The following is a 21,442-nucleotide window of genomic DNA, read 5'->3' as shown; positions in this document are numbered from 1 at the left end:
TCACTTTTCGGATTTTCGACCATGGATGTCTTTGCTCCCTTTCACGACGCGGTCCTGAACGCCGTCGCCAAGCTTCAGGACAACGGCATTGTGCCCGCCGACGCCAAGCTTGGCGCTATCACCATGGAGCCGCCCCGCGAGGCGGGTCATGGCGACCTCGCCACCAATGCCGCCATGGTGCTGGCGAAGCCCGCCAAGGCGAAGCCGCGGGATCTGGCCGAGAAGCTTCTGCCGTTGATCGAAGCCCATGAGGATGTGGAGAGCGTCGAGATCGCCGGACCAGGCTTCCTCAACCTCACCCTGAAGCAGAGCTTCTGGCCGCGCGTGGTGCGCGCCGTCCTGAAGGAAGGGGAGGCGTTCGGAGCGAGCGACACAGGCGCCGGCCAGATGGTCAACGTTGAGTACGTCTCCGCCAACCCGACCGGCCCCATGCATGTTGGCCATTGCCGGGGCGCGGTGTTCGGCGATGCGCTCGCCAACCTGCTTTCGTTCACCGGCCACGACGTGACGTGCGAATACTACGTCAACGACGCGGGCGCCCAGATCGACGTGCTCGGCCGGTCCGCTTACCTGCGCTACCGCGAGGCGCTCGGCGAAGACATCGGCGAAATCCCTGAAGGCCTGTATCCGGGCGACTATCTCAAGCCCCTCGGCGCTGCTCTGGCGGCGAAATATGGGGATAAGCTGTTGAAAGCCGACGAATCGGACTGGCTTCCGACGGTCAAGCTCGAAGCCGTCGACGCCATGCTGGCTCTCATCAAGGATGATCTCGCCCAGCTAGGTATCAGCCACGACGTGTTTTTCTCCGAGCGCTCCATGCTCGAAGGTGAGAACCTCGTGATGGAGACCATCGCCGACCTCACGGAGAAGGGGGTTGTGTATGAAGGCCGGCTGCCGCCCCCGAAGGGCCAGGTCGACGAGGAGTGGGAAGACCGGGAGCAGCTCCTCTTCCGCTCCACCGAGTTCGGCGACGATCTCGACCGGGCGCTCCTGAAATCCGACGGCTCGCCGACATATTTTGCTTCCGACGTGGCCTATCACCGGGAGAAGTTCAGACGCGGCTTTAACACCATGATCGACGTCTGGGGCGCCGACCACTCGGGCCATGTAAAGCGCATGAAAGCGGCCCTCAAAGCTTTGCTCGGCGAAGAGGTCGATCTCGATATTAAGCTTTGTCAGCTGGTTCGCTTGTTTCGGTCTGGGACGCCTGTAAAGATGTCTAAACGCGCCGGGACGTTCGTAACTCTGAGGGACGTCGTGGACGAGGTGGGCTCAGGCCCCGTTCGTTTCATGATGTTGTTTCGGAAGAACGACGCGCCTCTCGACTTCGACTTCGCGAAAGTCACGGAGCAGTCGAGAGACAACCCGGTGTTCTATGTTCAGTACGCCCATGCCCGGGCGTGTTCGGTGTTGCGTAATGTGCGGGAGGTCTTTCCCGCGTTGGATCCAGGGGGCGATGCGTTGGGGCAGGCCGCGATAGATCTGTTGAACGACGAAGCAGAGCTGACTCTGATTCGCCGGATGGCGGACTACCCGCGGATCGTGCAGCAGGCCGCTTCTGCCCATGAACCGCACCGCATTGCGTTCTACCTGCATGACCTTGCGAGTGACTTCCATAGCCTATGGAATCGAGGCAAAGACTCGCCACAATTACGTTTTATTCACCAAAACGACCCAGATTTGACGAATTCTCGTGTTGCGCTTGTGTCAGCTGTCAAGCGTATTTTGTCGTCTGGACTGGGCATTCTCGGCGTCACACCGGTTGAAGAGTTGCACTGAACCCACCAATCGGAGGGGTTCGAGGGGAGTAGCCATGTCTATCAAGGATCAGCAGGCTGGTCGGCCTGGAAACGCCGCACACGGTCAGCAGGGGCAGCGCCCCGCGCCGCGTCCGCGAGCGGCCACCGGACTTGCCGCCGGCTCGACCATGTTCGCGCGCATGCCGTCTTATACGCCGGTGACCCGCGCGCCCGAGCAGGCCTATCCCCAGGATCAGGGTTACGAGACCCAGCCGGCGCCTGCGGATTACACCTACGACGAGACCGCGCAAGGCGGCGCCTATCAGGGTGAGCAATACGCTCATCACAATCAGGGCTACGCCGATCCCCAGAGCTATCCCGGTCAGGAAGGCCAGGGGTATCCGGCTCAGGAAGGCTACGAGACTCCGCAAGGCTACTACCAGGAAGAGGGTGGCTACGTGGCCGAAGGGTATTCTGAAGGCGCCTATGCCGAGCAGTCCTACGACCAGCAGGGCTATGACGAGCAGGCTTACGGCCAGCAGCCCTACCAGGAGCAGGATTATCAGGGCGCCGAGTACGGCCAGGCTCCTCAGCAGGCCTATCAGAGCGGCGCCTATCAGGATGCCGGTGCCGTCGAGGACGAGCCCCTGGATCTCGGCATGGAAGAAGCGGCGGAATACGCCGAGCAGCCGCCGGTCGAGCAGAGCTTCGAGGCTTATGGCGACGAGGCCGCTCAGGGCTACGACCAGCAGGGCTATGACGCCCAAGGTTACGATACCCAAGGCTACGACGCTTATGCGCCGGCCGAAGGATACGCTGCCGAGCAGGAGCAGGCCGCTTATAGCAACGGTCAGGCTTATGGCGATCAGAGCTACGCCGAGCAGCCCCAAGATCCGAACTCGTATGACCCGAACGCCTATTATGGCGAGGGACAGTATCCCGACGGCGAGTATGCGGCCCAGGATCCCAATCAGTCCGTTCAGACCTACGAGGCCGCTTACGACGGTGCACCGGAGATCCCGCTGACCTATGGCCAGCCGGGTGAGGACTACCAGAACGCCGACGCCGAGCCTCAGGCCGACGCCGACTTCATGGGCACCGGCGGTGCGGTGAAGGCGGGCATTCTTTCCAAATATATGGGCCGCCGCAGCGGCATCATGCTGGGCGGCGCCGTGCTCGGCGCCATCGCCCTGGGCGGTGCGCTGGCCTTTGCCTACAAGCAGAGTGGCGGCGGTCTGTCCGGCGAGCCGCCCCTGATCACGGCGGAGAACACTCCGGTCAAGGAAGCGCCTGACCAGCCCGGCGGCAAGGAGTTCCCCCACAAGAACAAGCTGATCTACGACCGGCTGGAGAATGGCGACCAGCCCGAGGCCGATCGCCTCGTGCCGCGCCAGGAAGAGCTGGCCCTGCCGAACATGCCGGCCCAGACCGATATGCCTGACATGCCGGAGCTGGCCGCCAACGGTGGCAACACCGGAGCCACGGCCTCCGCCGATCCCGATTCCGGTCCGCGCAAGGTCAAGACCCTGACGGTCCGTCCGGATGGCTCCGTCGATGGTGGCCAGGCGACCGCGAACGCCGATGCGGCGGGCGCTCAGTCGGAGCCGACCACCACGGCCTCCATCGAGCCCCAGGCACAGCCGGAAGCGGCACCCGCGCCGGCCACCAACCAGAAATACGTGGTCCAGGTCGCCTCCAAGAAGGACCAGACCTCGGCGCTCGCCGCCTTCGCCGATATGCAGCAGAAATATCCGACTCTGCTCGCCAACTATCGGCCGATGGTCAGCCGCGTGAATCTCGGCGACAAGGGCGTCTGGTACCGTCTCCAGGTCGGTCCCATGAACAGCCAGGCCGATGCCTCCCAGCTCTGCGGTCAGTTGAAGTCGCAAGGGCTCAACGACTGCCTGGTGATGGCACAGTAAGACCCGCTGCCCCCAAAGCAGTGGATGCAGTCAATAAGCGGGCTTGACGGGGTGAGCCGCCCCGGATAGCCCGCTTAGATGGCATTTCAAGCCTTTATCGCAAGCTGCTCAGGCCCGGAGCTGACCGAGGCCGAGAAAAGCTTTTTCGGGCGCAGCCGTCCCTGCGGCCTGATCCTCTTCGCCCGCAATTGCGAGACGCCGGAGCAGATCCGGTCGCTCACCGACAGCTTCAAGCATGCCGTGGGCGCCGACGAGGTCCTCATCCTGATCGATCAGGAAGGGGGCAGGGTGCAGCGGCTGAAGCCGCCGGCCTGGCCCCAGATGCCCACGGCCCGCGCCTATGGCGACCTCTACGCCAAGGATGCGGAGACCGGGAAACGCGCCGCCTTCTATGGCGCGCGTCTCATCGCCCATCAGCTCCATGGCCTTGGCATCAACACCAACTGCGCGCCGGTTCTCGATGTGCCCCAGCCGGGAGCCCATGAGATCATCGGGGATCGGGCCTACGGCACCGACCCCGAAACCATCGCTATTCTCGGCCGTGCCGTCATGGACGGCTATCTCGCCGGCGGCGTGCTGCCCGTCATCAAGCATGTGCCGGGCCACGGCCGGGCCGAGGCCGACAGCCATCTATCCTTGCCGAAGATCGAGGCGAGTACCGAAGAGCTGGAGGCCGTCGACTTCAAGCCGTTCCAGGCTCTGAAGAATGCGCCGCTTGCCATGACCGCCCATGTGCTTCTGCCCGTTTTCGATTCCGACCGGCCAGCCAGCATCTCGCCCGTTATAATGGGAGAAGTGATTCGGAAGACCATCGGCCTCGAAGGACTCGTGATGTGTGACGACCTCGGCATGAAGGCGCTTTCTGGCACCATGCGCGAGAAGGCGGCGGGCGCGATCGCCGCCGGATGCGATGTCGCGCTTCACTGCAGCGGCAAGCTCTCCGAGATGGAAGACGTCGCGGAGGCCGTGCCGGCGCTGATCGGCGAGTCCAAAGCCCGCTTCGACCGCGCCATAGCCGCACTCCATGCACCGGATCCCTTCGACCACGAAGAGGCGCTCGCCATGCTCGCCCAGGTCGAGGGCACCCCCATCGTCTGGGCGGAGGGGTAGCCATGGCTGAAGACGAAACACCGCAAGACGAGACTCCCCAGGAGAACGGAAACTCCGACGCCGAGGCGGAGCAGGCCGAACCGTCCAAGGCGACCGCCTCCGCCGATCCCGATTTCGCAAGCTGGGACGACGATCCCCCGCGGGAGAGCGATCCCAACGAGGCGCTGGTCGTCGACGTGGAAGGCTTCGAGGGTCCCCTCGATCTGCTGCTCGCCCTGGCGCGCACCCAGAAGGTGGATCTGTCCAAGATCTCTGTCCTGGCGCTCGCCCAGCAATATCTCGGCTTCATCGAGGATGCCGGGAAGCTGCGGCTGGAGCTTGCCGCCGACTATCTCGTCATGGCCGCCTGGCTCACCTTCATCAAGTCGAAGCTCCTGCTGCCCGACGAGGAGGATGACGAGGAGGGACCCTCCGGCGAGGAGATGGCCCTGATGCTGCAGTTCCGGCTGAAGCGTCTCGATGCCATGCGCGAGGCCGCCGCGACGCTCATGAACCGCAAGCGCCTGGGCCGCGATATCTTCCGGCGGGGCGATCCCGAGCCGATCCGCGTCCAGCGCCGCCAGATCTACGACGCCAATGTCTACGACCTGCTGAAGGCCTACGCTCAGCAGCGCCAGCGCAACTCCGTGCGCAGCTTCGAGGTGAAGAAGCGCACCGTTTGGTCCATCAAGGAAGCCCGCAGCGAGCTGGAACGCCTGCTCGGCATGTCCGTGGACTGGGCGCCGCTCAACGATCTCTTCGCCGAATTCCTGGTCGACCCGGAGGTGCGGCGCACGGCGCTCGCCAGCGGGCTCAATGCCAGCTTGGAGATGGCGCGGGAAGGGGCCGTGGAGCTCCGCCAGTCCAAGGTGTTCGCGCCGCTCCTGGTGCGCCGCCGTGAGGACGAAGAGCCGGACCGCCACAGGACTGCCGAAGAAACGCTATAGGAACACAAGAACGAGGTCGCGGATGACAGTCAAAAACCTGGAAAGAGCCGCCAAGGTGGAAGAAGAGGAACACGATGCCGGCCGGCCCGAGCTGGGCTTGCCTCTCCCGTTCCCCTCCAATGTGACGTCGCTTCCCTCCGCCGACCGGCGCGAGAAGCTGCGTATCGTGGAGGCGTTGCTGTTCGCCGCGAGCGAGCCTCTGGACGAGAAGACCCTCGGCCGTCACTTCAATGCCGATGAGGATGTCGCAGCACTGCTCGAAGAGCTGCAGGGGCTTTATGCCGGCCGTGGCGTGAACCTGGTGCGCGTCGCCGGCAAATGGGCCTTCCGCACGGCCGAAGACCTGGGCTTCCTGCTTGAGCGCGAACCCGTGGAGCAGCGCCGCCTGTCCCGCGCCGCCTTGGAGACGCTTGCCATCATCGCCTATCACCAGCCGGTCACCCGTGCCGAGATCGAGGAGATCCGCGGCGTCAGCATCTCCAAGGGCACCCTCGACGTGCTGCTGGAGACGGGCTGGATCAAGCTGCGTGGCCGCCGCCGCGCGCCGGGCCGTCCGGTGACCTATGGCACGACGCCGTATTTCCTGGAGCATTTCGGCTTCGACTGCATCGAGGATTTGCCCGGTCTCGCCGAGCTGAAGGGAGCCGGGCTCCTCGATTCCAGCCTGCCGCCCGGTTTCGCCATGCCGTCGCCCAACGACGCGGCCGAGCTGAGCGAAGACGAGGATCCCCTGGAAGACGACGAGGAGATCGACGAGTTCGACGCCGCAGCACCCGACGTTGAGGACGCGGACGAGGTCGATGAGGTCACCGCAGAAGCGGAGACCGAAGCCACGGCAGAAGCCGGGTCGGAAGAGACTAAGCCTGAATCCGAGGCGATGGCCGAGGACGACTCCGAGACCGCTGACGAGGCGGACGAGACCGATCCGGAGCGGGATGGGAGCGGCTGACTGACCGGAGGCGGTTGGCAGTCGGGTCGATGTGTTTGAGTTCCTGAAAGCGCCGCGCCGTACCCTTCGCCGGGAGAACGGCGAGCTGAGCCGAAACGCCCGCGGCACCATCGTGCCGAAAGCCGGCGTCAGCTTCGCCAAGCCGCTCAGCTTCGAAAATGTCCGGCGCGAATTCGGCGATGCCTGCGCGCTCCACGACATCAGCCTCGATATTCCGGCCGGCGAGATTCTCTGCCTGCTGGGTCCCTCCGGCTGCGGCAAGACAACGCTTCTGCGCATCGCCGCGGGCGTGGAGCGCCCGACCAGCGGCCGCGTGCTCCTCGACGGAGAGGAGGTCGCCGGCCCCAACCGCTTCGTGCTGCCGGAGAAGCGCGGCATCGGCCTGATGTTTCAGGACTACGCGCTGTTTCCCCATCTCACCGTCCTGCAGAACGTCGCCTATGGCTTGCGCGATCTCGGTCGCACCGAAGCCAAGCGCGAGGGGCTTCTGGCCCTGGAGCGGGTCGGCCTTGCCTCATACGCAAACCGATACCCGCACATTCTGTCCGGCGGTGAGCAGCAGCGGGTGGCGCTGGCCCGCGCCATCGCCCCCAGGCCCGGGGTGCTCCTGATGGACGAGCCGTTCTCCGGTCTCGATTCCCGCCTGCGGGATCAGATGCGCGACGACACCCTCGCCATTCTTCACGAGACGAAAGCCACCGCCATCGTCGTCACCCATGACAGCGAGGAGGCCATGCGCATGGGAGACCGCATCGCCCTGATGCGGGGTGGACGGCTGGTCCAAGTGGGCTCGGCGGAAGAGCTCTATTCGGCGCCGTCAGAAATCTTCGCCGCGCGCTTCTTCTCCGATCTGAACGAGATCCCGTCGCGGGTCGCCTCGGGCAAGGCGGAGACACCCTTCGGCAGCTTCGAAGCAAAGGAGCTCGCGGACGAGACGGAGGTGCTGGTCTGCATCCGCCAGCGCGACCTGAATGTGGTGCCGGCAGGTGAGGGGACCCCGGCCAGCGTGGTGGAGAGCCGCTTTCTGGGCGATGTGCTGCTGGTGGAGCTTGCCGTCGCCGGGGTGGAACGTCCCGTCTTCGTGCGTCCGTCCGGCCCGGTTCCGCCGCCCGGAACCGAGGTGGGGCTGGCGATGGGCGAGACCGCGCCGCTGATTTTCCCGGCGTGAAGATGAGGCGGTTATCAGTGGCTATATCGCGCACCCTGCTTGCGGCCAGAACCTCTTTCCTGCCATAGTGTTTCAAATTTCCCTGGCATGGCTCGCGCCGCTAAATCGAGAGGCTTTTCATGGGACTAAGCTGGTCTCACATTCTTATCGTCTTGGTTGTGTTTATCCTCCTCTTCGGGCGGAACAAGATTTCCGACCTCATGGGAGACGTCGCCAAGGGCATCAAGAGCTTTAAGAAGGGCCTCGCCGAGGACGACGAGGCGACCGACGACGAACACACGCCGGCCCGCGAAATCTCAAAGGCTGAGACCCAGACCATCGAGCATCAGCCGGTCGAGCCGCCGCCCGCGCCGAAGCCTGCCAAGAAGACGCCTGCGCGCCGTTCCACGGCCAAGGCGGCGTCCAAGCCGGCCGCGCGCAAGACCTCCAGCCGCAGCGGCACGAGCGCGAAGAAAAGCACGGCCAGCAAAACCACGACCCGCAAGACGACAGCCCGGAAGTCCTCCAGCGGCTCCAGCCGCAATTCCGGTTGATCTCATCTCCGGGCGCAGCACGGCGCGCTCCTGCGCAGTGAACGAATAAGACAGCACTCATGTTCGACATCGGCTGGATGGAGCTTCTGGTCATCGCGGTGGTGGCCATCCTGGTGGTCGGACCGAAAGACCTGCCGCGCTTGATGCGCACCTTCGGCACCTATGCCGGCAAGGTTCGCCGCATGGCCTCCGACTTCCAGCGCCAGTTCGACGAGGCCATCAGCGATGCGGAGCTGGAGGAGATGCAGCGCCGCTATCAGGAAGCCGTCGAGACGCCGGAGCGCGTGAAGGGCCCGCCCATGCTGCCCGTCCCGGAAGAGGCCAGGGCGCATCCCCAGAATCAGGCCAAGAGAACTGGCGAAGCTGCAGCAGCTGCGTCCCCCAAATCGACCAGCGTCCAGGCGCCGGCGCCCAAGCCGTCGACCAAACGCGGAGCGAAAAAGACCACTACAAAGCGGAGCACCGCGAAGACGGCGACCAGCCAGGCCCCATCGTCCAAGCGCAGCACGACCTCGAAAACCAAATCGGCGTCGGCAACGAAATCCGCCACGGCGTCCCGCGCGAAATCAAAAACCGGTCCGTCGCGCTCCACTGCGAAGTCGACGACCCCTACGCCGAAGCCTCAGACCGGCAAGGCCCCGCCCAAGACCGGTGCCTCCAAACGCGCGGCCTCCAAGACCGCCAAGCCCCGCGGCACAGGTAGAGGCGGCGCAGGCAAAAGCACCACGAAGGAGCAATCCTCGTGAGCGCCGACGACGACAAGGACGATATCGACGCCAGCAAAGCGCCGCTGATGGACCATCTGGTCGAGCTGCGCCGCCGGCTCATGTGGTCGATCCTGGCGGTGGGCGCCGCCTTCATCGTCTGCTTCGCCTTCGCCAAGCAGATCTACAATCTCCTGCTCTGGCCCTATCGCTGGGCGGCGGGCGTAAATACGCCCATCGAGATGATCTACACCGCGCCCCAGGAGTTCTTCTTTACCCAGATGAAGCTCGCCTTGTTCGGCGCTGTCTTCATCGCCTTTCCGGTGATCGCCAGCCAGCTCTACATGTTCGTGGCGCCGGGCCTTTATAAGAACGAGCGCAAGGCCTTCCTGCCGTTTCTGGCCGCCACGCCCATCCTGTTTCTGATCGGCGCGGCGCTGGTCTATTTCATGGCCATGCCGCTCGCCATGACCTTCTTCCTCTCCATGCAGCAATCGGGAGACGACGGGGTGACGATCGCGCTCACCGCGAGGGTGAGCGAGTATCTGAGTCTCATCATGACGCTGATCCTGGCCTTCGGCGTCTGCTTCCAGCTTCCCGTGGTGCTGACGCTTCTGGCCCGCGCCGGCATCATCACCGCCGACTGGCTCCGGAAATACCGGCGCCACGCCATCATGGTCATGGTTGTGATCGCTGCCGTGCTGACCCCGCCGGACCCCATCAGCCAGCTTGCTCTGTGGATCCCCACCATCTTGCTCTACGAGCTGTCGATCCTTTCGGTCTCCATGGCCGAGAAAAAACGCGCCAAAGCGAACCAGACGGACGACGACGACACGTCCGACGACGAGTAGGGGGTCCTTTGGCACGCCTGTGGGCCTACACCCTTCGAGACGGGCCTTCGGCCCCCTCAGTGTGAGGCGAAATGCTATGCTCGCGGCTTGAGGGGCCACACGCACCCTGATCTCTCCTTGGTGAGGGCGGGCGCAGCCCGCGTCTCGAAACATGCAGGCCCCGCCATCCCTCGCACGTCATTGCCGGGCTTGACCCGGCAATCCAGGGCGGCTGGCACTAGAGCTTGTGCTCCTGGATGCCCGGGTCAAGCCCGGCAATGACGGAGTCACAAGGAGGCACCCCCATGACAAAGCGCGGCTATGGCCGTATAGGGGAGGCGACTTTCAGCGGCGAAAAGAACAGGGTTCCTCGTGCTCGATATCAAATGGATTCGCGATAATCAGGACGCCTTCGTGCAAGGCTTGACCGACCGCGGCTTCGACGATCCCCAAGCCCAGTTGAATCAAATCCTCAAGCTGGACGAACAACGGCGTGAGACGATTCAGAAATTGCAGGACGCCCAAGAGCGCCGCAATTCCGCGTCCAAGCAGATCGGCAAGGCCAAGCAAGCCAAGGACGAGAAGCTGGCCCAAACCCTCATGGACGAGGTGGCCGGACTGAAGGAGGAGGTAAAGCAGGGCGAGGACGCCGAGCGCGCCATCGATGCAGAGCTTCACGAGCTGCTGGCCGGAATTCCCAACATGCCCCTCGACGACGTGCCCGTCGGTCCGGACGAAGACGCCAATGTCGAGATTCGGAAATGGGGTGAGCTGCCCAAGCTAAGCTTCGAGGCGAAGCAGCATTTCGAGCTCGGCGAGGCGCTCGGCCTGATGGATTTCGAGACAGCCGCCAAGATGTCCGGCGCTCGCTTCGTGGTGCTGCAGGGCGCGCTTGCCAGGCTGGAGCGGGCGCTGGGCCATTTCATGCTCGACCTGCACACGAGCGAGCATGGCTACACGGAAGTGGCGCCGCCGCTTCTCGTCCGCGACGACACCATGTTCGGAACCGGGCAGCTTCCGAAGTTTGAAGAGGACCAGTTCGCCGCCGTTCGGCTCGAAGACGGCGAGCAAGAAGCCGGCCGCCTCTGGCTCATCCCGACCGCCGAAGTCCCGCTCACAAATCTCGTCCGCGAGGAGATCGTGCCGGAGGATTCCCTGCCGAAGCGCGTCACCGCCTTCACACCGTGCTTCCGGGCCGAGGCCGGGGCTGCGGGCCGCGACACACGCGGCATGATCCGCCAGCATCAGTTCTCCAAGGTCGAGATGGTCTCCATCACGACCCCCGATCAGTCCCTCGACGAGCTGGAGCGCATGACCGGCTGCGCCGAAACGGTGCTGCAGCGCCTTGGGCTACCGTATCGCGTCGTGACCCTGTCGACCGGGGACATGGGTTTCTCGGCCCGCAAGACTTACGACATCGAGGTCTGGTTGCCGGGGCAGGACACCTACCGCGAAATCTCATCCTGCTCGGTCTGCGGCGATTTCCAGGCCCGCCGCATGAACGCCCGCTACCGGGTGAAGGACGCCAAGGACAATCGTCTGGTCCATACGCTTAACGGCTCCGGCGTCGCGGTGGGGCGCGCGCTGATCGCCGTGATGGAAAATTATCAGGACGAGGACGGCGGCATTCGCATTCCCGACGTGCTGAAGCCTTATATGGGGGGCATGGAAAGAATCGATCCGCCCGCACGTTGAGCCCTGCGGAATTGATTCAGGAATACGGTCCGAACAAGAAAACAGCAGGTGACCATGCGAATTGTCCTCACCAATGACGACGGTATCGAAGCGCCCGGCATCGAGGTGCTGGAGGAGATCGCTCATGAGATCTCCGACGACGTGTGGGTCGTAGCACCCGAGACCGACAATAGCGGCGCGTCCCATTCCCTGACCCTCGCCGAGCCTCTGCGCATGCGCGAACTCGGCAAGCAGCGCTATGCGGTGAAGGGCACGCCCACTGATTGCGTCATCATGGCGGTGCGCTCGCTCCTGCTGGATCATCCGCCGGATCTCATCCTGTCCGGCGTGAACCGCGGCCAGAACCTCGCCGACGACGTGACCTATTCCGGCACCGTGGCCGGCGCCATCGAAGGCACACTGCTCGGCATTCGCTCCATTGCGCTGAGCCTGGTGACGGGTCCCATGGAGCAGGGGGTGCCCATCTGGGAGACCCCGCTCGCCCACGGCGCAAAGCTCGTGAAGCAGCTCCTGGATTCCGAATGGTCCCAAGGCATCCTGCTCAACGTGAACTTTCCCGATTGCCAGCCCGACGAGGTGACGGGCATGGAGATCACCCGCCAGGGCCAGCGCGACCCCGACCTGCTCAATATCGACGACCGCATGGATACGCGCGGCCGCGCCTATTACTGGATCGGCATCAACCGCCAGATGTCCGCGCCGCCGGAAGGCACCGATATCTGGGCGGTGCAGCGGAACGCTATTTCGGTGACGCCGCTCTGCCTCGACTTCACCCATCAGCCGACCTGCGAGCAGCTGCAAAAGGCGCTCGAAAGCTAGTCTGTCACGCAGTCGTGGCGCGGACGCCTAGAATCATTGGATATTCTGGGACCGACTCTGATTCGGAGCAGTCCCCTAATGGCGGCAAGCGCCCAAGACCAGATCGGGCTGATCATGCAGCTCCGGCGCCGCGGCATCCGCGACACGCGTGTCCTGCGCGCCATGGAGCTCGTGCCGCGCGAGATCTTCGTCGAGCCGTCCTTCCTGAAGCACGCCTATCAGGACATCGCGCTGCCCATCGAGTGCGGGCAGACCATCTCCCAGCCATACGTCGTCGCCTTCATGACCGAGAAGCTGGAGGTGGAGGAGCATCATAAGGTGCTCGAGATCGGCACCGGCTCCGGCTACCAGGCGGCCGTGCTCTCCAAGCTGTGCAGCCACGTCTACACCATCGAGCGCTACCGGGAGCTACAGAAGCTCGCCGACGAGCATTTCGAAGAGCTCGGCATCGACAATATCAGCACCATCATCGGCGATGGCTGGATCGGCTGGCCGCCCCAGGCGCCGTTCGACCGGATCATCGTCACCGCGGCAGCGCCGGAAGTGCCCGAAGCCTTGGTCGATCAGCTGAAGGTCGGCGGGCGGATGATCATCCCCATCGGCGAGAACCGGGATTCCCAATCTCTCATCCAAGTCGACAAATTTGGCGAAGACGACGAATTCACGGAAAGATCTCTTCTGCCCGTCCGATTCGTGCCCCTGGTGAAGGGACGGGTGAAACGCTCATGAGCGAAGAGATCATCAGGAACGCGCGGGCGAAGGACGGCACAGCGATGGGCAACGGATCGGAGCCGCGCGGAGCGGAAGACGCCATGACGGACGAAAAGAACAGCGGATTCGTGCCCGTCCAAGTCAAACAGAGATCGGTGTTAAGACGCTGTTTACCGCATAAGCGCTTAACTGCCTCTTCAAGTAGCGAGTTTCGAGTACGGGGGTTTCTGGGAATGAGGGAAACGGCGTTCTGGTCGACCCTTGGGCGCGGCGCGATTTTGGCCGCTGCCGCCATGGCCACCGCCGGTGTCGCGGGCTGCAGCAACAGCTCCCGCTTCGACAATCCGGCATACAATCTTTCGAGCAATGGCGGGGCAGGTTACGACCAGACCACGACCGCCTCTCTCGGCCCCGTGCCGCCGGAGTCCGTCTACGGCGGAAGCGGCGGCTCCAGCAATTATGCCAGCACGACGCCGCCGCGTACCACGCCGGGCTTCGATAGCCGCGGCCGCTATCACAGCGGCAACAGCTACGCGAGCAACAGCAGCTATGGCAGCAGCAGCGGTAGCAATAGCTACGGCGGCAACAGCAACAGCTATTCGAACAATTCCTACAGCAGCGGGAATTCCTATAGCGGCGGCAACAGCTACAAGCCGACGCCCGTGTCGTATCGGCCGAACGCCAATACCAACACCTATTCCGGCTCGACCAACACATATCCGGTGCAGCAGGCGGTCTATACGCCGCCCGCGCCGAAGCAGCCCGTCCAGCAGCCCACGATGCCGCCGCGCCAGGTCGCCTCGGCCGATCGCGCGACGCTCACGGGCCCGGGCTCCAAGACCATCACCGTGCAGAATGGCGATAGCCTCTATCTTTATTCGCTCCGTTACGGCGTCTCCGTCGAGGCGATCCAGAAGGCCAACAACCTGTCGGGCATCGGCCTGACGGCCGGCCAGAAGATCGTGATCCCGGCCAAAGGCGCGACCGTGGGCGACGATTCCTACATCATCCAGGCCGGTGACAGCCTCAACTCCATTGCCAAGAAGCATGGCGTGAGCGAGCAGGCTCTGGCGAGCGCGAACAATATTACCAATGCGCGCAGCCTGCAGATCGGCCAGGAGCTGAAGATTCCGAGCGGTGGCAGCGCGCCTCAGCCGACGGTGCAGGCGCAATCCGCGCCCAAGCCTCAGCCGAAGGCGCCTGAGAGCAACAACAACGTCCAGGTCGTGCGCACCCAGAAGATCGAGTCGCCCGACTTCGCCAAGAAGGACGAGCCGAAGCAGCAGGCAGCGAGCACGCCGTCTCCCAGCCAGAGCCAGAGCGGCAGCCAGGTGGCGAGCACCAAGACCCTGCCGTCTCCCGATCCCATGTCCGGTCAGCGCTTCCGCTGGCCCGTGAATGGTCGGGTGATCTCGAAGTTCGGCTCCCGCGCCGACGGCGGTCATAACGACGGTATCGACATCTCCGTGCCCCAGGGCACCTCGGTCAAGGCGGCCGAGAACGGTGTCGTGGCCTATGCCGGCAACGAGCTGAAGGGCTACGGCAACCTGGTGCTGATCCGGCACTCCAACAACTGGGTCTCGGCTTACGCCCACAACGAGAACGTCACGGTCAAGCGGGGCGACAAGGTCACCCGCGGCCAGACCATCGCCCAGGCCGGCGCCACCGGCTCGGTCAGCCAGCCGCAGCTTCACTTCGAGCTGCGCAAGGGCTCCCGTCCGGTCGATCCGCTCAAATATATGAGCACCGCGACCGCCGGCGCGAACTAGCCATCGATTTCAGGAGAGATCGTGGGGAAGGGGTGAGCAAGGCTCGCCCCTTTTTCGTTGGGGCGGCGCTCCTTAGAACCGCTTGCCGAGGCGGCCCGCGAGCGACTGGATATACTGCCAGGCGACACGGCCCGAGCGGCTGCCGCGGCCCATGGCCCAGGCGAGCGCCTCGCGCTTCAACTCCTCGTCCGGGATGTCGAGCCCGTAATGCTCCGCATAACCGCGGACCATCTGCAGGTATTCGTCCTGGCTGCAATTGTGGAAGCCGAGCCACAGCCCGAACCGGTCCGACAGGGAGACGGATTCCTCCACCGCCTCCGACGGATTGATCGCCGTCGACTGCTCGTTCTCTATCATCTCCCGCGACAGAAGATGCCGCCGGTTGGAGGTGGCGTAGAAGATCACGTTTTCGGGGCGCCCTTCCACGCCGCCTTCCAGAACCGCCTTTAGCGACTTGTAGGACGTGTCCTGGGCCTCGAAGGAGAGGTCGTCGCAGAACAGGATGAAGCGGTAGGGCGCCTCTTTCAGGAGATGTAGGAGCTGGGGCAGGGAGCCGATATCCTCCCGGTGGATCTCGATCAGCTTGAGATCCGGCGTGTCCGCATCGTCCGCCACCTGTGCGGCGACGGATCCATGCACCGCCTTCACAAGCGAGCTCTTGCCCATGCCGCGCGCGCCCCACAGCAGTGCGTTGTTGGCGGGAAGCCCGTGGGCGAAGCGTTCGGTGTTCTCCACCAAGGCATCGCGCATGTGATCGATGCCCTTCAGCAGGGGCAATGGCTGGCGGTTGATGCTATCGACTGGCTGCAAAGTTTCCCGCTCCGCAGCCCATACGAAGGCCTCCGCACGGTCGAAATCGGGCGCCTCTGCGCGCGCCGGAGCCAGGCGGTCCAAAGCATCCGCTATTCGAGCCAAAAGGCTCTCCGTATCCGTCTGCGAAGCCATCGTTGCGATCTACCGGGTGGGAGGTTGCGAGAAACAGGCTTTACGATGCCTTCACAGCCGTTGCAAAGGCGCGTTAGCTGGCTATAGTCGCGGCCAACACGAGGAGGGGTTTTCCTCCTTTATCAAGCCCTTCGACTGGGCGGCCATAATTAAAGCAATACGAGGGATGGGAGCAAATGATCGAGCCGGTCTTAGCCCAAGCTGCTCCGGGCGCCATGGACTATTTCAATAGTCTCCTGATCCCGACTGTTCTGATCATCGGTATCATGTATTTTCTGATGATCCGTCCGCAGCAACGGCGGATGAAGGCGCATCAGGAGATGATCGGGAATCTGCGCCGCGGCGACAATGTCGTCACCGCCGGCGGCATTCTCGGCAAGATCACCAAGGTCGACGACGACGAGATTCAGATCGAAGTCTCCGAGGGCGTGCGCATCCGCGTGCTGAAATCGACCATCTCCGAGGTGCGCGGCAAGCCAGAGCCCGCCAACAACAACGAAAAGACGCCGACCAAAACCGGCGGCAGCCGTTCGAAGCGCGGGAGCGCGTCCTGATGCGCGTCTCCTGCTCTCGCCCGATCGGCCTTATCGTCTAGTCAACCCGGAGCTCTGCGGCGATGCTGCATTTCCAAAGATGGAAAGTGGTGCTGATTCTCCTCGTCGTGATTCTCGGCGTGGCCTACGCACTGCCCAATGTTTTCCCGGCCAAGACCATGGCGGAGGTGCCGGATTGGCTGCCCCATAAGCAGGTCAATCTCGGCCTCGACCTGCAAGGCGGCGCCCATCTTCTCTACGAGATCGACGAGCAGCAGCTGGTCGACGATTGGCTGAAGACGCTGCGTGGCGAGACGCGCTCCGCGCTCCGCGATGAGCGGATCGGCTACACCAATCTCCAATCCAACCCGAAGTCCAAGAGCGTCTCGGTGCGGATCAGAGAAAATTCCGACTTCGACAAGGCCGTCTCCGCCCTCGACGAGCTCTCCGTGCCGATCGACACCACCGGCTTCGGCATGGGTGGCGAGAAGAACATCGATGTGCAGGAGGGCGATAACCGCACCGTCACCCTGGCCATCACCGAGGCGGGCCTAAATGCACGCATCAACGGCGCGATCGAGTCCTCCATCGAGACCATCCGCCGCCGTATCGATGCGTTCGGCACGTCCGAGCCCAGCATTCAGCGTCAGGGCCGCGACCGCATTCTCGTGCAGTTCCCGGGCATTCAGGACGTGCAGCGCCTCAAAGGCCTGATCAACGAGACCGGCAAGCTCGATTTCCAAATGGTGGATCCATCCGCCGATCCCCAGCAAGTCGAGGCCAGCAAGCGTCCGCCGGCAGGCTCCATCCTGGCTTATTCCGCCGATGAGGACCCGAAGATCCCGTACGTGCTGAAGGATGAGGTGCTGGTCTCGGGCGAGAACCTCGTCGACGCCCAGCCGGGCTTCGACGGCCGCACCGGCGAGCCCATCGTCTCCTTCCGCTTCGATTCCACCGGCGCCAAGCGCTTCGCCCGTGCGACCCAGGAGAATGTCGGATTGCCCTTCGCCATCGTGCTGGATGGCAAAGTGATCTCCGCGCCGCGCATTCAGGAGCCGATCCTGGGCGGCAGCGGTCAGATCAGCGGCAACTTCACCGTGGAAGAGGCCAATGACCTCGCCATTCTGCTGCGCTCCGGCGCGCTGCCCGCCAAGCTGACGCCCATCGAGGAGCGCACCGTGGGCGCGAGCCTCGGCGCCGACTCCATCGCGTCCGGCAAGCGGGCCGCCGTGATCGCGGTCATTGCCGTGATGGTCTTCATGGTCTTGGCCTACGGCCTGTTCGGACTGTTTGCGGATCTCGCGCTGCTCTTGAACGCGGTGCTGATCTTCGCCGCGCTCTCCCTGATTGGCGCGACCCTCACGCTGCCCGGCATCGCCGGTATCGTGCTGGTCATCGGTATTTCGGTCGATTCCAACGTGCTGATCTTCGAGCGAATACGGGAGGAGGTGAGGAGCGGGAAATCGCCCCTAGCGGCCATCGATGCGGGCTATTCCCGTGCCATGGCCACCATCATCGACTCCAACGTCACCACCCTGATTTCTACCCTGGTCCTGTTCTGGCTCGGGTCCGGCCCGGTGCGCGGCTTCGCCGTGACCCTGTGCATCGGCATTGTCTGCTCGATGTTCACCGCCGTGACCTTCTCCAGGATGATCGTATCCTTCTGGCTGCGGTGGACCCGGCCGCAAGTCGTGCCGATTTAGGAGACGCGCGATGTTTCGAGGCTTCAGTTTCGTCCCGCCGGATACGAAGGTCGACTTCGTCGGCATGCGGGGCATCAGCTTCTTCGTTTCTGCCCTGATGATGATCCTGTCCTTGGTGGCCCTGCAGGTCTACGACCTGAATTTCGGCATCGATTTCGAAGGCGGCACGCTGATCGAAATTGGCACCAAGACGGAGGAGGCGGATCTCGCATCCTTGCGCGAGACCCTCAACACGCTTGATATCGGTGAGGTGCAGATTCAGCGTTTCGGCGCGCCCAACGACGTGCTGATCCGTATCCAGGAGCAGGGGAGCGAGAAGGCCCAGCAGGCCTCGGTCGACAAGGTCAAGGCGGCGCTCGGCGACGATGTCGAGTATCGCCGCGTGGAGACCGTCGGCCCCACGATTTCGTCGGAGCTCATCTATATGGGCACCATCGCGGTGGTCGTCGCGATGCTGGCGATCCTCGTCTATGTGTGGCTGCGCTTCGAATGGCAGTTCGCTGTGGCGGCTATCGCCGCGCTGACCCATGATGTGGTCGGCGCCATCGGCCTGTTCTGCGTCCTGCAGCTCGAGTTCAATCTGGCGGCCCTCGCTGCGATTCTCACCATCATTGGTTATTCGCTGAACGATACGGTCGTGGTGTTCGACCGTATCCGCGAGAATTTGCGCAAATACCGCAAGCTGCCCATGGCCGATCTGATCGATCTTGCCATCAACGAGACCTTGTCCCGTACCCTGCTGACCCATTTCACCACCTTCCTGGCGGTGCTGGCGCTCTATCTCTGGGGCGGCAAGGTGATCGAGAACTTCAATATCGCCATGCTGTTCGGCATCATCGTGGGCGCGTATTCCTCGATCTTCGTTGCCGCGCCGCTGCTGCTGATCCTGGGCATGCGCCGGGATTGGGGCGCTTCGTCCACCACGAAACGTCCGAAATCCGGAGTCCCGGCGAGCGTCTAGGCGACTCCTAAGACTTCAGCGTAGCCGCAAGCCGTGGCAGCCTTCCGATCCCGATAGAGTGGAGCGGATGAGGGGAGCTTCAGCTTTGGACGACGCCGAACGGCGCAAGATCATTCGCGAGATGGCGCGGGAGAAGGATCCCGACCGCTATCTCGCCGCGCTCTTCGCGCCCGCCGGCGCCCGGGATGCGCTGTTCGCCCTCTATGCCTTCAATGCCGAGCTCGCCCAGATCGCCGACGAGGTGACTGAGCCGACCCTAGGTGAGATCCGCCTGCAATGGTGGCGGGACGCCATGCAGGTCGCCGCCTCCGGGGAGGCGACAGGCCACCCGGTCGCCGATGCAATGGGCGCGGCTCTGCAGCGCCACGAACTTCCCGCATCCCGGCTCGATCCGATGATCGATGCGCGCCGCTTCGACGTGCTGGAACGCATCATGCCGGACAGCGCGAGCCTCCTCATCTATCTCGACAACACGGCCGGCCAAGCCTTTCTGCTGGCATGCGAATGTCTGGGGTGTGATCGGGAGAGGGCAGGACCCGCCGCGTGTGCCGCTGGCCGCGCTTACGGGCTGACGGGGCTGATGCGGGCCGTGACGGTTCATGCAGCCCAGAACCGCCTCTATCTTCCCGTCCAGAGCCTCCAGACCGGGGCCGATCAACGGCTCATGGCCGGTCACGCGGACCCGACCTTTTTAGGGCTGATGAGCGAGCTGCGCCGCCAGGCCCGAGAAGAGCTCGAAACCGCCAAGCCCCTGATCCGCGCATTGCCGAAACAGGCCCAAGCCGCCTTCAAGCCGCTCGCCCTGGTGGAGCCTTATCTGAAGGCGTTGGAGGCGATAGAAGACCCCATGGCGGATCTTGCGGATATCAATCCGCTCCACCGGCTTTGGCGGCTCACCACCTGGCGGCCCTAGCGAAGACTCAAGAGTCTATTCGGCGGCAACGGCCGGGGCGCCTTCCAGCCACGCGTCGACATCCCGCAAGGCCCGCGCGGTCATGGCCTTCCTGCGGGCCTGAGTCTTCGCCTTCTTCCCCTTCACCTTCTCGACCGGTTCGGTGAGGGGCGGCAGCAGCCCGAAATTGATGTTCATGGGCTGGAAGCGGTTATCGTCCGACGTCAGATGCCCGCCGGTGATATGGGCCACCAGCGCGCCCAGCGCCGTTGTGGGTGGGGGCGGGAAGCCCGTGCTGCCAAGCCGCTCGGCGGACGCGAACCGGCCCGTGACCAGACCGATGGCCGCCGATTCCACATAGCCCTCCACGCCGGTGATCTGGCCGGCGAAGCGCAAGCGAGGTTCGGCCTTGAGGCGAAGCTGTCCGTCCAGGAGTCTGGGACTGTTGAGAAACGTGTTCCGGTGCAGCCCGCCGAGCCGGGCGAACTCGGCCTTCTCGAGGCCGGGGATCAGCCGGAAGATCTCGGTTTGCGCCCCATATTTCAGCTTGGTCTGGAAGCCGACCATATTCCACAGCGTGCCTAGCGCATTATCCTGCCTGAGCTGAACGATCGCATGAGCCTTCTCGTCCGGCTTGTGAGCATTGGTCAGCCCGACGGGCTTCATGGGGCCGTGGCGCAGGGTCTCCCGACCGCGCTCCGCCATCACCTCGATGGGCAGGCAGCCTTCGAAATAGGGGGTGTTCGCCTCCCATTCCTTGAACTGGGTCTTTTCGCCTTCGATCAGCGCATCGATGAACCGCTCGTACTGCTCCTTGTCCATGGGGCAGTTGATGTAGTCCGCGCCCGATCCGCCGGGGCCCGGCTTATCATAGCGGGACTGCATCCAGCAGATGTCCATGTCGATGCTCTCGCGATGGATGATCGGGGCGATGGCGTCGAAGAAGGCGAGTTCGGCTTCGCCGGTCAGTTCGCCGATGGCGTTCGCGAGCTTCTCGGCGGTGAGGGGACCGGTCGCCACAATGACGTTGTCCCAGTCGGCCGGCGGCAGGCCTTCGATCTCCTCCCGCACGATCTCGATATTGGGGTGGGCTTCCAGGCGCTCCGTGACCGCAGCGGCAAACCGCTCGCGGTCCACGGCCAGCGCGCCGCCGGCGGGAAGCTTATGGGCATCGGCCGCCTCCATGATCACCGAGCCCGCCCGGCGCATCTCCTCGTGCAGCAGGCCGACCGCATTGGTTTCCGCATCGTCGGAGCGAAACGAGTTGGAGCAGACCAGCTCGGCGAACGAGCCCGTCTGATGGGCATGGGTCTCGCGGACGGGACGCATTTCGTGCAGCACGACCGGGACCCCGGCCTCCGCGGCCTGCCAGGAAGCTTCGGAGCCGGCCAGGCCGCCACCGATAACGTGAATTGGTTTCATGAGCTCTTGGCTATCGGGAACGGCCCTTCGCTGCAAGCCGGGCGATGGGCGCCAAGCGCTCGCCAAGTCACCCACAAGTCACCTACAAGCCGCCTGCCACGCCGGAGCCCC

Annotated in this window: 18 protein-coding genes and 1 pseudogene; 17 read left to right on the top strand and 2 right to left on the bottom strand. The window is 63.9% G+C overall.

Going from position 1 to position 21,442, the window contains the following annotated elements:
- The first annotated feature begins 21 nt into the window (after positions 1 to 21).
- The 13 genes and pseudogenes from argS (at position 22) to ACFQ2F_RS10380 (ending at position 14,875) form a co-directional block, all read left to right on the top strand.
- Entirely contained in the window at positions 22 to 1,779 is a 1,758-nt protein-coding gene (argS, locus tag ACFQ2F_RS10440; protein WP_379089578.1) for an arginine--tRNA ligase, read from the top strand.
- Between the two features lie 34 nt (positions 1,780 to 1,813).
- Positions 1,814 to 3,661: an SPOR domain-containing protein gene (locus ACFQ2F_RS10435; RefSeq protein WP_379089576.1), complete on the top strand. Its 1,848-nt coding sequence runs from the start codon at positions 1,814 to 1,816 to the stop codon at positions 3,659 to 3,661.
- 78 nt (positions 3,662 to 3,739) lie between these two features.
- Complete coding sequence (gene nagZ / locus ACFQ2F_RS10430; RefSeq protein WP_379089573.1) at positions 3,740 to 4,771, top strand: beta-N-acetylhexosaminidase; 1,032 nt, start codon at positions 3,740 to 3,742, stop codon at positions 4,769 to 4,771.
- 2 nt (positions 4,772 to 4,773) lie between these two features.
- Complete coding sequence (locus ACFQ2F_RS10425) at positions 4,774 to 5,697, top strand: segregation and condensation protein A (protein WP_379089571.1); 924 nt, start codon at positions 4,774 to 4,776, stop codon at positions 5,695 to 5,697.
- A gap of 22 nt (positions 5,698 to 5,719) precedes the next feature.
- Entirely contained in the window at positions 5,720 to 6,646 is a 927-nt protein-coding gene (scpB, locus tag ACFQ2F_RS10420; protein WP_379089568.1) for an SMC-Scp complex subunit ScpB, read from the top strand.
- 85 nt (positions 6,647 to 6,731) lie between these two features.
- Entirely contained in the window at positions 6,732 to 7,814 is a 1,083-nt protein-coding gene (locus ACFQ2F_RS10415; RefSeq protein WP_379090675.1) for an ABC transporter ATP-binding protein, read from the top strand.
- Between the two features lie 119 nt (positions 7,815 to 7,933).
- Positions 7,934 to 8,080, top strand: a pseudogene (tatA, locus tag ACFQ2F_RS10410) (twin-arginine translocase TatA/TatE family subunit); the annotation flags it as partial.
- Positions 8,081 to 8,406: 326 nt separating this feature from the next.
- Positions 8,407 to 9,093: a Sec-independent protein translocase protein TatB gene (gene tatB / locus ACFQ2F_RS10405; RefSeq protein ID WP_379089566.1), complete on the top strand. Its 687-nt coding sequence runs from the start codon at positions 8,407 to 8,409 to the stop codon at positions 9,091 to 9,093.
- Between the two features lie 47 nt (positions 9,094 to 9,140).
- Positions 9,141 to 9,902 carry a twin-arginine translocase subunit TatC gene (tatC, locus tag ACFQ2F_RS10400; RefSeq protein WP_379090673.1) on the top strand — a complete coding sequence of 254 codons (762 nt, stop codon included), beginning with the start codon at positions 9,141 to 9,143 and terminating at the stop codon, positions 9,900 to 9,902.
- Between the two features lie 351 nt (positions 9,903 to 10,253).
- Complete coding sequence (gene serS, locus ACFQ2F_RS10395; protein WP_379089563.1) at positions 10,254 to 11,576, top strand: serine--tRNA ligase; 1,323 nt, start codon at positions 10,254 to 10,256, stop codon at positions 11,574 to 11,576.
- Between the two features lie 54 nt (positions 11,577 to 11,630).
- The gene (surE, locus tag ACFQ2F_RS10390) at positions 11,631 to 12,395 is read left to right on the top strand and encodes a 5'/3'-nucleotidase SurE (protein ID WP_379090671.1); all 765 of its coding nucleotides are present in this window, start codon (positions 11,631 to 11,633) and stop codon (positions 12,393 to 12,395) included.
- 78 nt (positions 12,396 to 12,473) lie between these two features.
- Positions 12,474 to 13,124, top strand: coding sequence for a protein-L-isoaspartate(D-aspartate) O-methyltransferase (locus ACFQ2F_RS10385; RefSeq protein WP_379089560.1), 651 nt, complete (start codon positions 12,474 to 12,476; stop codon positions 13,122 to 13,124).
- 215 nt (positions 13,125 to 13,339) lie between these two features.
- Positions 13,340 to 14,875 (top strand): peptidoglycan DD-metalloendopeptidase family protein, encoded by a 1,536-nt coding sequence (locus ACFQ2F_RS10380; RefSeq protein ID WP_379089558.1) that lies wholly within the window; start codon positions 13,340 to 13,342, stop codon positions 14,873 to 14,875.
- Between the two features lie 72 nt (positions 14,876 to 14,947).
- Here the strand turns inward: ACFQ2F_RS10380 and ACFQ2F_RS10375 are convergent, their stop codons facing one another.
- Positions 14,948 to 15,820, bottom strand: a complete 873-nt coding sequence (locus tag ACFQ2F_RS10375) for an ATP-binding protein (RefSeq protein ID WP_379089556.1) — start codon at positions 15,818 to 15,820, stop codon at positions 14,948 to 14,950.
- 176 nt (positions 15,821 to 15,996) lie between these two features.
- Between ACFQ2F_RS10375 and yajC the strand changes: the two genes are divergently transcribed.
- The 4 genes from yajC (at position 15,997) to ACFQ2F_RS10355 (ending at position 19,930) form a co-directional block, all read left to right on the top strand.
- Positions 15,997 to 16,374 (top strand): preprotein translocase subunit YajC, encoded by a 378-nt coding sequence (yajC, locus tag ACFQ2F_RS10370; RefSeq protein ID WP_379089554.1) that lies wholly within the window; start codon positions 15,997 to 15,999, stop codon positions 16,372 to 16,374.
- Positions 16,375 to 16,463: 89 nt separating this feature from the next.
- Positions 16,464 to 18,056, top strand: coding sequence for a protein translocase subunit SecD (gene secD, locus ACFQ2F_RS10365; protein WP_379089551.1), 1,593 nt, complete (start codon positions 16,464 to 16,466; stop codon positions 18,054 to 18,056).
- Positions 18,057 to 18,066: 10 nt separating this feature from the next.
- On the top strand, positions 18,067 to 19,017 hold the full coding sequence (secF, locus tag ACFQ2F_RS10360; protein ID WP_379089549.1) for a protein translocase subunit SecF: 951 nt from the start codon (positions 18,067 to 18,069) through the stop codon (positions 19,015 to 19,017).
- An 85-nt stretch (positions 19,018 to 19,102) separates the two neighbouring features.
- Entirely contained in the window at positions 19,103 to 19,930 is an 828-nt protein-coding gene (locus tag ACFQ2F_RS10355; protein ID WP_379089547.1) for a phytoene/squalene synthase family protein, read from the top strand.
- 15 nt (positions 19,931 to 19,945) lie between these two features.
- Here the strand turns inward: ACFQ2F_RS10355 and trmFO are convergent, their stop codons facing one another.
- Entirely contained in the window at positions 19,946 to 21,331 is a 1,386-nt protein-coding gene (trmFO, locus tag ACFQ2F_RS10350; protein ID WP_379089545.1) for a methylenetetrahydrofolate--tRNA-(uracil(54)-C(5))-methyltransferase (FADH(2)-oxidizing) TrmFO, read from the bottom strand.
- Positions 21,332 to 21,442 lie beyond the last annotated feature (111 nt).

It is taken from the genome of Methyloligella solikamskensis (assembly GCF_042676065.1).
GTDB lineage: Bacteria > Pseudomonadota > Alphaproteobacteria > Rhizobiales > Methyloligellaceae > Methyloligella > Methyloligella solikamskensis.
This window is presented reverse-complemented; position numbering and strand designations above follow the sequence as displayed.